Here is a 13,201-nt window from a genome sequence, read left to right on the forward strand (position 1 = left end):
CCCGAGGACGGTAAGGAAGAAAACCCCGTCAACCTCGACCCCCGCATGGCCAAGCTCGCCGGCGGCGTCCACCGCCTCGACGGACAGCTCATGGTCGTCCTCGACGTCGACCGCGTCCTCGAGCTCGAAACCAAGACGCAAATGGCCGCCTGAGCCAACGAAACATCGAAGCCGGAGAACAGAAATGAAGACGTGTTTGGTGGTCGATGATTCCAGCGTGGTGCGCAAGATCGCGCGCCGGATCCTGGAAGGTCTGGAGTTCGAGGTCACCGAGGCCGAGGACGGCTCGAAGGCGCTCGAGATCTGCCAGCGGCAGCTGCCCGACGCGGTGCTGCTCGACTGGAACATGCCGGTCATGGACGGCTTCGAGTTCATGGGCCACATGCGCCGCCTGCCAGGCGGCGACCAGCCGAAAGTGGTGTTCTGCACCACCGAGAACAACGTGGCTCACATCGCTCAGGCGCTCAGCGGCGGTGCCAACGAGTACATCATGAAGCCCTTCGACAAAGACATCATCGCCGACAAGTTCGCTGAAGTTGGTTTGATCCCGGTCGGACAAGTCATGGTCTGAGTGTGTCAGGCCCAAAGCGCTTGGGCCAGAGTGTTCCAGTACAGCTTTCGAGAGGCCATCCGTGACCCCGACCGAGTATGAGTACCTGCGTAAGTTCCTGAAGGATAATTCCGGTCTCGACCTGTCCGCAGACAAGCAATATCTGATCGAAAGCCGCCTATTGCCGCTGGCTCGCAAGGCCGGGCTCTCCGGCATCGCCGAACTCGTGCAGAAGCTGCAAGGCGGCTCGCGCCAGCTGATCACCGACGTGGTCGAGGCCATGACCACCAACGAGACTTTCTTCTTCCGCGACAAGGTCCCGTTCGATCATTTCCGCGACCACATCATGCCGGAGGTCATCAAGGCGCGTGCGGCCAAGCGCAGCGTGCGCATCTGGTGTGCCGCCGGCTCGACCGGTCAGGAGCCCTATTCGCTGGCGATGTGCCTGAAGGAGATGGGCGCGGCCCTCACCGGCTGGCGCGTCGAGATCATCGCGACCGACCTGTCGCAAGAGGTGCTGGAGAAGGCCAAGGCCGGCGTCTACAGCCAGTTCGAGGTGCAGCGCGGCCTGCCGATCCAGATGCTGGTGAAATATTTCAGGCAGACCGGCGAGACCTGGCAGATCAATCCTGAATTGCGGGCGATGATCCAGCACCGCCAGCTCAACCTGCTGCACGATTTCGCCCAGCTCGGCACCTTCGACGTCATCTTCTGCCGCAACGTGCTGATCTATTTCGATCAGGACACCAAGATCAATATCTTCAACCGCCTGGCGCGCCAGATCGAGCCCGACGGCTTCCTGGTGCTCGGCGCCGCCGAGACCGTGGTTGGACTGACCGACACGTTCCGGCCGATTCCGGAGCGGCGCGGCCTCTACAAGCCGAATGATCCGCGCGCGGCCGCGGCCAAGCCGGTTCTCGCCGGTGCGGCGCCGCGCATGGCGGCGATGGCGGGACGATAATCATGGCCGAGGATGGCAAGGGCGCGGAGCGTGTGACCTTCAGCCGTGGCTATGATGTCTGCATCATGGCCATCGACGGCACCTGGCGGCGCGACTGCAAGCTCAACGCGATCTCCGACACCGACGCGGTTCTCACGGTGGAGGGCTCGATCCAGGGCTTGAACCTGAAGGAGTTCTTCCTGCTGCTGTCGTCCACGGGTCTCGCCTATCGTCGCTGCGAGCTGGTCCGTGTCAACGGCGCCGAAATGGACATCCAGTTCCTGCGCGGCAAGAACCGGAAGAAGCGCGGTGCGGCCGGTGGCCACGACGCCGCGGCCTGATCTCGCCGCCGCCGTCGCTGCGCTTTCCCGCACTTTGCTTCACATTTGCTGAACGTTTCCGAGTCAATTGCTCGCGGCAGCTTTACGCGGCTTCAGCGCGAGCCGTGTATCCATTGACGCTCTCAATCCCAGGATACGGCAATGCCCAGAAGTTCTCTTTCCCCGATCTCGTCAAACCTGCCCGACGGCGCCGAGCGGCGTGCACTTCAGCTCCTGGTGGTCGATGACGACGCCACGCAGCGCCGCCTGATCACGGTCGCGGCCAAGCAGGCGGGCCACGAGGTCACTGTGGCGCCATCGGTGGCGGACGCGATCGAGAAGCTGCGCGCCGCGCGCTTCGACTGCGTGACGCTCGATCTCGTGCTGGAGGACGGCGACGGCGTCGACGTGCTGCGCGAGATGGCGAGCGCGAAGTTTGCAGGCTCCGTGATCGTCATCAGCGGCATGGACGGCAAGCGCCGCAGTGCCGCCCGCAGCTTCGCCCGTTCGGTCGGCATCGAGCTCCAGAGCCTGCCGAAGCCGCTGGATCTCGCGGCGCTGCGCATCAGCCTCGCCAATCTCGGCAAGACCGCGATGGGCCTGCCGGCGATTCACACCTGGGGTGGTGTCGCCACCGACGCGATCGTGGAACGGCACCGCGCCTGAGCTTGCGGAGCCGCCATACGGTCAGACGCGGCTTCCGGCCGCGTTGCCGGATTCCGATAGACATTGCAGGGCGTGGCCGAGGCCCGCCCGGCAGACATTGAGGGCCGCGCTCGCGCTGGCGTAGCGGGGCGTGACGTCGTCGAGCAAGACGACATCTGCGGAACCTTCCGGATCGCTGCCGTGTTCTTGATCCATGGCTGCGGCGATCCGGCGCATGCTGGTCTCGATCTGTGCGATCAGTAAACGAAGGTCCGCCGCAATCAGCTCACGGCTCTCGACTTGGGACGTTGCGACAGGAGGCGGCGTGTCGGCCAAATTTAGCATGGATATTCTCCGTCCAATGCAATTAGGCGCCATGCCGCTACTTGTGCGTTAAGTCCATGTCCCGTACAAATACGGGTGGGCCGAATCCGCGCCGAGCGCCATAACGAATGGCGCGGACGCGAGTCCTTCATGCCAACCGGATGTGGCACATGGCCGAACAAAGCTCTCGCGGTGAAATCTTCGTGGTCGATGACGACCCTGCCGTTCGCGACACCTTGTCGATGGTGTTGAAGGCGGCGGGCTATGAAGTGATCTGTTTTGCGGACGGTGCAGCGCTGCTCTCCGTCGCGCGAAACCGCACGCCGGCTGCAATCCTGCTCGACGTGAATATTCCCGGGAAGTCGGGTCTCGACATCCTGAAGGAGCTGCACGGCGAGGATTATCCTGCGCCGATCTTCATGATCTCCGGGCAGGGCGACATCGCGATGGCGGTGGGCGCGATCAAGAGCGGCGCGCTCGACTTCATCGAGAAGCCGTTCCGCGGCAGCGAGATCGTCGGCCGTCTCGACGAGGCGATCGGTGCCTATGCACGCAGGCAGGCGGAGAACGCGTCGCCGAAATTCGGCTCGTTGCATTTCCCCGGCCGCGAGCCGCTGACGCGCAGGGAGCGCGAGGTGTTGGAGCAGTTCGCCTCCGGCGCCTCCAACAAGGAGGCTGGCCGCACGCTCGGCATCAGTCCGCGCACCATCGAGGACCACCGTGCCAACATCATGAAGAAGCTCGGCGCGCGCAATGCCGCCGACCTGATCCGCATCGTGATGACCGCAGCCCAGCGCGCGTCGTAACATGGTCTCGTGCCACGGCTCAGCAGCGCATCATGCAATGATGCGTTGCTGAGCCGGGTCCATCTCTCCTCACCGACGGTTTCGTAGCCCGGATGGAGCGCAAGCGTAATCCGGGATTTCGCGCGCCGCACGATTGTTCCCGGATTGCGCTGCGCTCCATCCGGGCTACGGGCCTTCACCCGCTCAACGCCTTGCGGATGATCCGCGCCAGATCCGATTTGCGATAGGGCTTGGCCAGCAACACCACGCCGGAATCCAGCCGGCCGTGATGGATGATCGCGTTCTCGGTATAGCCTGACGTGTAGACCACCTTGAGATCCGGGCGCGTCTTCATCAGCTCGTCCGCAAGCTGCCGTCCGTTCATCTTGCCTGGCATGATGACGTCGGTGAACAGAAGGTCGAACGGCTTGCCGGCCGCGACGATCGCGAGCGCCTCCGCGGCGTTCGCGGCCTGCAACGTGACGTAACCCAGCGAATGCAACTGCGCCAGGACGTAGTCGCGCACCAGCCGGTCGTCCTCGACCACCAGGATCGTCTCGTGTCCGCCCTCGATCGTCGCCGGCGTCACGCCCTCGCCGACCGCCGTCGGCGTCTTGCCGGGCGGCAGATACATCTTGATCGTGGTGCCGTGCCCCTCCTCGCTGTAGATCTTGATGTGACCTGCGGACTGCTTGATGAAGCCGTAGACCATCGAAAGCCCGAGTCCGGTGCCCTTGCCGGGTCCCTTCGAGGTGAAGAAGGGATCGAACACCCGTGGCAGCATGTGCGCAGGGATTCCGGTGCCGGTGTCGCTCACGGCGATCAGCACGTAGTGCCCCGGCGGTACGTCGTTGGCGCTGGCATAAACCTCGTCGAGATAGGCGGCGCCGGTCTCCACGATCAGCTTGCCGCCGCCGGGCATGGCGTCGCGCGCATTGAGCGCGAGGTTGAGGATCGCGGTGGTGAGCTGGTTGGGATCGACGATGGCAACGCAATTCTCGTCCTCGAACACCGATTCGATCTGGATCTGCTCGCCGAGCGTCGGACGCAATAACTTTGCGGTGTCGACGATCAGCGAGTTGATGTCGATCTCGCGCGGCTGGAGCGGCTGCTTGCGCGCGAAGGCGAGCAGGTGCTGGGTCAGGTCGGCGCCGCGCGCGGCGGCCTCGTCGATCATCTTGGTGATCGCCGCGAGCTGCGGCTCCTTGGCGACCGCCTCCGCGAGAATTTCGATCGTCCCGGTGATGACGGTGAGAATGTTGTTGAAGTCATGCGCCACGCCGCCGGTCAGCTGGCCGACGGCCTCCATCTTCTCGGCATGGCGGATGCGCTCATCGGCGGCGATCTTGTCGGTGAGGTCGCGGTAGAAGACGTTGAACAGCAGGCCCTCGCGCCGCTTCAGCGCGGTGACGCTCAACTCGGCCTTGAATTCCTTGCCGTCGCGCCGGCAGCACATCAGCTCGCGGCGGCGGTTCAGCGTCCGGCCACCCTCGTCTTCGAGGAAGCGTTTCAGGCCGGCTCGGACCCGGCCACGTTCGCTCTCGGCGACAATGAGGTCGATCGTGCTCTTGCCGAGCACCTCGTCGCGGCGCCAGCCGAACAGCTGTTCCGCCTGCGAGTTCCAGTTCAGGATGCTTCCGGTCTCGTCGGTCTGGACGAAGGCGTCGAGCGAGGTCTCGACGATGTTGCGGGCGAGCCGCTCGCTCTCGAGCAGCGATTCCTGCGCGAGCCGCGCTTCCGTCATGTCGCGCCCGACGAAGAAGAAGCGCTTGGCGCGCTCGGACCAACTGCCGAGCCAGGACAGCCAGACCTCGTGCCCGTTCTTGTGGTAGCAGCGGGTGTCGGCCAGCCTGACGCGCTCGCCGTGTCGCATCGCCCGCATCTCGGCACGGGACTGCTCCAGGTGATCGGGATGGATGAAGTCGGCGCCGCTGCGGCCGATCATCTCGTCCGGCCGATAGCCGAGAATGGTCTCGCTGCTCGGGCTGATCTGCGCGACATGACCCCGCGCGTCCATGACCATGATCAGATCCTGCGACGTCTCGAAGATCTGACGCCGCTCCTCGAGTTGGTGCTGCAGCGCCCGCTCGGCGCGCCGCGCCTCGGTCAGGCTGCGCGCGCTTCCGGACGCGCCGATGATCTCGCCCGACGGTCCCTTGATCGGCGACAGGTCGAGCGAAATCTCGACCGGCGTGCCGTCCTTGCGCAGGCGGACCGTCTCGAAGCGTTCGATCGGCTCGCCCCGCGCGATCCGCCGCAGATAGTCCTTGCCCTGTTCGCGGCGGTCGGACGGGACGATGATCGAGGTGGGCTTGCCGATCGCCTCCTCCGCCGTATAGCCGTAAAGGCGTTCGGCGGCCGGATTCCAGCCGGTGATGATGGCATCGAGCGTCTGCATGACGATCGCATCGTCGGACGATTCCACCGCGGCACTGAACAGGTTCTCGCGCGCCGCGTGATGGCTCCGCGCGGCCTCGGTGAGGCGATGCTCCTCGATCTCGCGTTCGAGCGCGGCCGTTTTCGCGCGCATCTCCTCCACCATCCGCGCAAAGGCCCGGGCCAGCACGCCGGTCTCGCCGCTAGCATCGACGGGGATCTCCGCGGGACGTCCGCTGCCGATGGCCTGCACCGCCTCCGTCAGACGCCCGATCGGGCGGGTCAACGAGCGCGCCAGCAGCACCGCGAGCGCAGCCGCGGCGAGAACAGCCAGCACGCCGACGAGCAGGGACGTTTTTTGAATGGCGGCCGGCACGCGGCCGAACACGGACGGGGGAACAGTCGCGACGATGGCGACCCATTCCTTGCCCGCAAGCGATAACGGCACGAATGCCGCGCCGCTCGTCCGGCCCGCCTCGTCGGTTGTGACCCGCGTGGCCACGTCCGACGTGCCGGCCAGTTCTGACAAGAACGGAAGGTCTTTGCGCCAATCGGTCGGATGGCCCCGCGATGACCCGAACTCCCGCGTCCGGTCGGGATGGACGAGATAGTCGCCGCGCGCATTCACGACGTAGATATCTCCGCCCGAGGTTGTCGCCGCGCGGACCCGCTCGAGTGCCGGGCGCATGTCGATATTGGCCACGATGATGCCGAACGGCTTGTCGTCGGCCGTGAACAGCGGCATCGCCACGCGCAAAGTCGGCGCGTGAGGCGCCGTCGTTCCCCCCTGACGGGTCGCGAGCTCGATGGGAGACACATAGATCTCGCCGGGCCCGAGCCGTATGGTTTCCTGGAAGTAGGCGCGGCCACTCTTGCGCTCCAATTCGCTGTCCGGAGCGATCCGGGCTGCTCCGTTGGGACCCGAACGATCGACGTGGACCAGCTCGCGCTGGTCGTCGTCGACGCCGATGATCCTGAACTGCCCGTAGATGGGCTTGGCGTCGATCTCGGCCGCGAGCCGCGCCGCGATACGCTCGCGCCAGGTCTGCTGCGAGACGCCGTCCGCCGGATCGATCCCGCCGCCGGCATGAGCCCGGATCAGGCCGTTGATTGCCGCTGCGGCGCGATAGCCGACCAGATCGCCGCGTACGCCGGCAACGTAGGATTCAAGGTTGGTTGCAAGCAGGCGGGATTGGGCTTCGACCCGCTCCAGCACCCGCGGAATGACGGCCTGTGTGGTGTTGCGATAGCCCAACCATCCGACTGCGGCCACGGTGACAGCAACCAGCAGGATCATCGCGAGGGCCAGCCGCGTGGCCAGCGTCGTTACTGCTCGCATGGGGAGTTTCGCCGGACCTGCCGCAGCGCTGCGCCATTTTTGGCTTGCAGCAGAGGCGTTCTTGTCATCGGCGGCCGGAGCGGACATCGGACCCCTCTGGCGCGTCGGCCTTCAGGCAATCTGCGACCACGGCAAGCAGTGCATCGGGCCGGAACGGCTTTTGCAGGCTGGCCACGGCGCCGAGCTTGGTCGCCATCTTCAGGAAGTCCGGCTCCGCATAGGCATCCGGCGTGATCGAACGGCCGGAGATGACGACGATCGGAACGGCTGGGGCCAGCATCCGAATGTGACGCATCGTCTCCAGTCCGTCCATACCGGGCATGAAGATGTCGAGAAACAGCAGGTCGAACCGGCTGGCCTCGAACAGCGCCAGCCCCTTGCGGCCATCCTCGGCGACCGTCACGTGATGACCAGCCCGTTCCAGCAGCAGCCGGATGGTGAACTGGACGGCCGGATCGTCATCCACGATCAGGATGTTGGCCACGCCTAAAATCCTCCGGCCGCATTGGGCGTTCCAGCGGCGCCAAATCAAAGCAACAAATGCGAAATTGTTGCGCGGATTCTGGCCGCGCTGCAAGCACCTCGCGTTTGCCGCGAATGCCTTCCTGGCGTGGCGACAGACGAGGCGCTGTGGCCGGTACGCACGCTTGCGTGCATATGCGATCCGGTCCGAAATGCAATAAGTCGTTTCAAAGACAGGAGATATTCTTCCCGCCGTAGTTGTACGGAACCCGATCTTCACCGCGAATTAAAGAGGGCGAACTACTATCTCCGCGAGTTCCATCTCGGTACCTCGCGTATTTCAGTTTCGGCATTCCTTTACCCGACGAAGCCGGTTCCCCCAACCGGCCACCAGCTCGAGATCTCTCATGTTCAAATCGATCGCGAACACCGGAATTCGCACCCGGCTGCTCGGCGGCTTCGCGTTGATCTGCGGCCTGCTCGCAGCGACCGTCATCTACACCGTCGCCGCCGTCTCGGACATTTCGTCGCGGATCAGGACAGTCGTGGATCAACGCGCGCCGGTCGCGATCGCGAGCACGGAGCTCGTCGGCAATCTCTATTCCACGCTTTCGACGCTGCGCGGCTATCTGCTGACTGGCGATGCGCAGGGCAAGCGCGACCGGGCCGCGGTCTGGGCCGAGCTGGATCGCACGGCCGCTGCAGTCGACCGCATGGCAGAGGGCTTTTCCAGCCCCCAGAACAAGACCAATTGGAGCGAGGCCAGAACGTTGATGGCGGAATTCCGCAAGGCCCAGGACAAGGCCGAAGCGGCCGCCTTCACGCCTTCGGCCTATCCGGCGAGCGAATTGCTGGCGAAGGAAGCCGCGCCGCTGATCTCGGCCATGTTCGCCGAGATCACCGGCATGATCGACGAGGAAGAGGCGCTGGAGGCGACGCCGCCGCGCAAGCGCCTGCTCAAGACGTTTGCCGATGTGCGTGGCAATCTTGCCGCCGCGGGATCTCAATTGCGCCTGTACGTTGCCTCGGGCGAGGCGGCCGATCGTGACAAGTTCGAAAAGCCGCTGGCGACGTTCAGGGCCGCGCTTGCGTCGGTCGGTACCCAGACCGATCTGCTCACCGCACGGCAGGCGACCGCTTATCGGGCCATCGTCAAGGCGAACGAGGCGTTCATACCGCTGCCGCAGAAGATCTTCGCCATCCGCCAGACGCCGCAATGGAATATGCCGGTCTTCATCCTGTCGACCGAGGCCGCGCCGCGCGCCGCCCGGATCCTCGACCTGCTCGACGGTCGCAAGGACGCCGATGGCAAGCGCTCGGGCGGTCTCAAGAGCGATCAACAGTCGAAGCTCGCCGACGACGCCCGCAGCGTGGCCGACGCGGTCGAAAGATTGCTCCTGCTGCAATGGATCCTGCTCGCCGCGGCACTTGCTCTTGGAGCGACGATTGCGATCCTGGTTGCGCGCTCCATCACCCGGCCGATCATCGAGCTGGTGAGCGATTCCGCGCGCCTGTCCGGTGGCGACACCAGCGTCGAATTCAGGACGGCCGAGCGCGGCGACGAGATCGGCGTGGTGTCGCAGGCGGTGGCCAAATTCCGCGACAATGTGATTGCCCAGCAACGGGCGGCGGCGTCCCTCGCGCGCGAGGCGGAGGCACGCGAAGCGGCCAACCGCAACATGGAGGGAGCGGTCGAGGAATTTCGCGCGACCTCGCGCGACCTGCTCGCCCTAGTCGGCGAGAATGCGGGCACCATGCGGCAGACCGCAGAGAGCCTCAGCGGCATCGCCAATCATGCGACGAGCCAGGCCGCGTCCGCAGCGACCACCTCCGAACAGACCGCGGGCAACGTCCAGACCGTCGCCGCGGCGGCCGAGCAGCTCGCGGGCTCCATCGTCGAGATCGGCCGCCAGATCGAGCTGTCAAACACGACCGTGCGCTCCGCGGGCGAGGTGACCGCGCGTTCCGAGAGTGAGATCGAAGGGCTCGCGCACGCCGCACAGAGCATCAGCTCGGTGGTCGACCTGATCCAGGCGATCGCGGCCCAGACCAACCTCCTGGCGCTCAACGCCACCATCGAGGCCGCGCGCGCCGGCGAGGCCGGTCGCGGCTTTGCCGTGGTGGCGTCCGAGGTCAAGGCGCTGGCCGAGCAGACCCGCAAGGCGACGCAGGAGATCGCGCAGCACATTGTCGCGATCCAGAATGCGACCGGCAGCGCGGTCGCCTCCGTCAAGGAGGTCGCGACCGCCATGCGCCGGATCGACGAGGTGACCGCGGCGATCGCAAGCGCCGTGGAAGAGCAGGGGGCCGCCACGCGCGAGATCTCGCAGAACGTTCAGATGGCGGCGACAGGGACACAGACGTTGGCGACCAGCATCGGCGCCGTCTCCGGCGCCATCGCGGAAACCAATCGCTCGGCCGACGAGGTGATGGGTGCCGCGAACCACGTCGCGGGGGCGGCCGAACGCCTCGCCGCCGAGGTCCAGGCCTTCTTCGTCAGGCTGCGCACCGGTCCGATGGACCGCGGCAAGAGCGGCGATGCCGATTACCACGGGCCGGAACGGCGCAGCGGCCGCAACGCGGCCTAAAAAGGGAATGGCTCCGGCTAATTCGATCGTCGCGGGAGCGGCGTAGGCCGCCTTCCGCACCCGGGTGAGGGCAGATGTAGCCGGCGCAGCCGGTCGATCTACCCGCTGCGGCTGCACGCCAGCGCCCAAAGCTCCCCTTGCCCTCCTCGGCATACCTGCAGTCTTCACAGGCCTCTTGACCGAGATCATCATCCGGCTCTTTGTCGAGCCCTGATCTTCCGCGTGATCGAGCGGAATACCATCCAGAAATGGGGCCCATCATGAAGAAGAAGACGCCCAACCAGCTCCGCAGCGCGCGCTGGTTCGCGCCCGACGATCTGCGCTCGTTCGGCCATCGCTCCCGCGCCATGCAGATGGGTTACGCGCCGGAGGAGTGGAAGGACCGCCCGATCATTGCGATCCTCAACACCTGGTCGGACGCGCAGCCCTGTCACATGCACTTCAAGTCGCGCGTCGAGGACGTCAAGCGCGGCATCCTGATGGCGGGAGGCCTGCCGCTGGAGCTGCCGGCGCTGTCGCTGTCGGAATCGCTGCTCAAGCCCACCACCATGCTCTACCGCAACCTGCTGGCGATGGACGCCGAGGAGCTGCTCCGCAGCCATCCCGTCGACGGCGTGGTGCTGATGGGCGGCTGCGACAAGACGACGCCGGCGCTGCTCCTGGGAGCAACCTCGATGAACATTCCGGCGATCTATCTGCCGGCAGGCCCGATGCTGCGCGGCAATTGGAAGGGCAAGACGCTGGGTTCCGGCTCCGACGGCTGGAAATATTGGGACGAGCGCCGCGCCGGAAAGATCTCGGACAAGGACTGGCTCGACATCGAGGCCGGCATCGCCCGCAGCTACGGCACCTGCATGACCATGGGCACCGCCTCGACCATGACCGCCATTGCGGAAGCGATCGGCATGACGCTGCCCGGCGCTTCCTCGATTCCCGCTGCCGATGCCAACCATATCCGCATGGCCAGCGAATGCGGCCGCCGCATCGTCGAGATGGTGTGGGAGGATCTGACGCCGAAGGTGATCCAGACCCGCAAGGCGTTCGAGAATGCCATTGCGGTCGCGATGGCGATGGGCTGCTCCACCAACGCCATCATCCATCTGATCGCGCAGGCCCGCCGCGCCGGTCAGGACATCGGCCTCGACGATTTCGAGACGGCGAGCCGCAAGGTGCCCGTCATCGCCAACGTCCGCCCGAGCGGCGATGCCTACCTGATGGAGGACTTCTTCTACGCCGGCGGCCTGCCGGCGCTGATGGGTCAGATCAAGGCGCATCTGCATCTCGACTGCATCACGGTCACAGGCAAGACGGTGGCTGAGAACATCGAGGGGGCCGAGGTCTACAATGCCGACGTGATCCGCGGTATCGACAATCCCATCTACAAGGAGGGCGCGCTCGCCGTGCTCAAGGGCAATCTCGCGCCCGACGGCTGCGTCATAAAACCCTCCGCCTGCGCGCCGCGCTTCCTCAAGCACACCGGCCCCGCGCTGGTGTTCGACGATTATCCCTCCATGAAGAGGGCGGTCGACGATCCCGATCTCGACGTCACCGAGGATCACATCCTCATCCTGCGCAATGCGGGGCCGCAGGGCGGACCGGGCATGCCGGAATGGGGCATGCTGCCGATCCCGACAAAACTCGTGAAGCAGGGCGTGCGCGACATGGTGCGCATCTCGGATGCGCGCATGAGCGGCACCAGCTACGGCGCCTGCATCCTGCACGTCTCGCCGGAATCCTATATCGGTGGCCCGCTGGCGCTGGTGCAGAACGGCGACCGCATCACGCTCGATGTCGCTGCGCGCACCATCAATCTCGATGTGAGCGAGGCCGAGCTCGCAAAACGCCGCGCCGCCTGGAAGCAGCCCGCGCGCCGCTTCGAGCGCGGCTATGGCTGGATGTTCACCAAGCACATCAAGCAGGCCAATGACGGCTGCGACTTCGACTTCCTGGAGACCGATTTCGGCGCGCCGATCGGCGAGCCGTCCATCTACTAGCACCTGTCATTCCGGGACATCGCGAAGCGATGGGCTATGGTGCGCAATTGCGCACCTGAGAATCCATAACCACGATAGGGAGTATGGATTCCGGGCTCGCGCCAAGTGGCGCGCCCCGGAATGACGAACGAGAGAGAGCACGACATGACCAAACTCACCGAAGCCACCCGCAACAAACTCAAATCCGTCTCTACCGCCACCGTCGCCACCGCGCTGTTCAAGCGCGGTCTGCGCATCCAGATGATCCAGGACGTCCGCCCCTTGAGCCCGGACCAGCCGGCCATGGTCGGCGAGGCCTTCACGCTGCGCTACATGCCGGCGCGCGAGGATCTCAACACCATCGACGTGTTCAGGGACCGCTCCCATCCGCAGCGCAAGGCGGTCGAGGATTGCCCACCGGGCGCGGTGCTGGTGATGGACAGCCGCAAGGATGCGCGCGCGGCTTCGGCCGGCGCCATCCTGGTCACGCGCCTGATGAAGCGCGGCGTCGCCGGCGTCGTCACCGACGGCGGCTTTCGCGACTCCGCCGAGATCTCAAGGCTCGGCTTTCCCGCCTTCCACCACCGTCCCTCGGCGCCGACCAATTTGACGCTGCATCAGGCGATCGAGATCAACGTGCCGATCGGCTGCGGCGATGCGCCGGTGTTTCCCGGCGACGTCATCCTTGGCGACGCCGACGGCGTCATCGTGATCCCCGCGCATTTGGCAGACGAGATCGCCAACGAGACCTTCGAGATGACCGCGTTCGAGGATTTCGTCACCGAGGAAGTCGGCAAGGGCCGCGGCATCTTCGGTCTCTATCCCGCCACCGATCCGCAGACGCTCACCGATTTCGCGGAATGGCGCAAGAAGAACGGGCGGTAGCGCTCTCGTAGCCT

General features: G+C 65.4%; 11 protein-coding genes and 1 pseudogene. 9 read left to right on the top strand and 3 right to left on the bottom strand.

The genetic code is table 11. From position 1 onward, the window contains the following. The 5 genes and pseudogenes from I6F12_RS36060 to I6F12_RS36080 all read left to right on the top strand — a co-directional run. Positions 1–153: pseudogene (locus tag I6F12_RS36060) on the top strand (chemotaxis protein CheW); the annotation flags it as partial. A 31-nt stretch (positions 154–184) separates the two neighbouring features. Further along, positions 185–571: a response regulator gene (locus tag I6F12_RS36065; RefSeq protein WP_036015905.1), complete on the top strand. Its 387-nt coding sequence runs from the start codon at positions 185–187 to the stop codon at positions 569–571. 61 nt (positions 572–632) lie between these two features. Further along, entirely contained in the window at positions 633–1,511 is an 879-nt protein-coding gene (locus tag I6F12_RS36070; RefSeq protein WP_036015907.1) for a protein-glutamate O-methyltransferase CheR, read from the top strand. A gap of 2 nt (positions 1,512–1,513) precedes the next feature. Then, positions 1,514–1,831 carry a hypothetical protein gene (locus I6F12_RS36075; protein ID WP_036015908.1) on the top strand — a complete coding sequence of 106 codons (318 nt, stop codon included), beginning with the start codon at positions 1,514–1,516 and terminating at the stop codon, positions 1,829–1,831. Positions 1,832–1,972: 141 nt separating this feature from the next. Further along, a complete protein-coding gene (locus I6F12_RS36080) occupies positions 1,973–2,476 on the top strand; it encodes a response regulator (protein ID WP_036015910.1) in 504 nt (167 codons plus the stop codon). A gap of 21 nt (positions 2,477–2,497) precedes the next feature. On the opposite strand, the gene I6F12_RS36085 is transcribed toward I6F12_RS36080, so the two are convergent. Further along, positions 2,498–2,800: a hypothetical protein gene (locus tag I6F12_RS36085; RefSeq protein WP_225158455.1), complete on the bottom strand. Its 303-nt coding sequence runs from the start codon at positions 2,798–2,800 to the stop codon at positions 2,498–2,500. 149 nt (positions 2,801–2,949) lie between these two features. Between I6F12_RS36085 and I6F12_RS36090 the strand changes: the two genes are divergently transcribed. Further along, positions 2,950–3,585: a response regulator gene (locus I6F12_RS36090; protein ID WP_026202588.1), complete on the top strand. Its 636-nt coding sequence runs from the start codon at positions 2,950–2,952 to the stop codon at positions 3,583–3,585. Between the two features lie 175 nt (positions 3,586–3,760). Here I6F12_RS36090 and I6F12_RS36095 read toward each other — a convergent pair whose 3' ends face one another. Together I6F12_RS36095 and I6F12_RS36100 are read right to left on the bottom strand one after the other, a co-directional pair. After that, a complete protein-coding gene (locus I6F12_RS36095) occupies positions 3,761–7,366 on the bottom strand; it encodes a PAS domain S-box protein (protein WP_225158456.1) in 3,606 nt (1,201 codons plus the stop codon). Continuing rightward, positions 7,344–7,763 (bottom strand): response regulator, encoded by a 420-nt coding sequence (locus tag I6F12_RS36100; protein WP_036015915.1) that lies wholly within the window; start codon positions 7,761–7,763, stop codon positions 7,344–7,346. The genes I6F12_RS36095 and I6F12_RS36100 overlap by 23 nt, the downstream gene beginning before the upstream one ends. Before the next feature lie 385 nt (positions 7,764–8,148). On the opposite strand from I6F12_RS36100, the gene I6F12_RS36105 reads away from it, so the two are divergent. From I6F12_RS36105 to I6F12_RS36115, 3 genes are all read left to right on the top strand, one after another. Beyond that, positions 8,149–10,329: a methyl-accepting chemotaxis protein gene (locus I6F12_RS36105; RefSeq protein WP_225158457.1), complete on the top strand. Its 2,181-nt coding sequence runs from the start codon at positions 8,149–8,151 to the stop codon at positions 10,327–10,329. Between the two features lie 260 nt (positions 10,330–10,589). Then, positions 10,590–12,323: an L-arabinonate dehydratase gene (gene araD, locus I6F12_RS36110; RefSeq protein ID WP_225158458.1), complete on the top strand. Its 1,734-nt coding sequence runs from the start codon at positions 10,590–10,592 to the stop codon at positions 12,321–12,323. A 144-nt stretch (positions 12,324–12,467) separates the two neighbouring features. Further along, on the top strand, positions 12,468–13,187 hold the full coding sequence (locus I6F12_RS36115; protein ID WP_225158459.1) for a ribonuclease activity regulator RraA: 720 nt from the start codon (positions 12,468–12,470) through the stop codon (positions 13,185–13,187). The last annotated feature ends 14 nt before the right edge of the window (positions 13,188–13,201 follow it).

Origin of the sequence: Bradyrhizobium sp. IC4059 (assembly GCF_020193615.1) — a bacterium.
Lineage (GTDB): Bacteria > Pseudomonadota > Alphaproteobacteria > Rhizobiales > Xanthobacteraceae > Bradyrhizobium > Bradyrhizobium yuanmingense.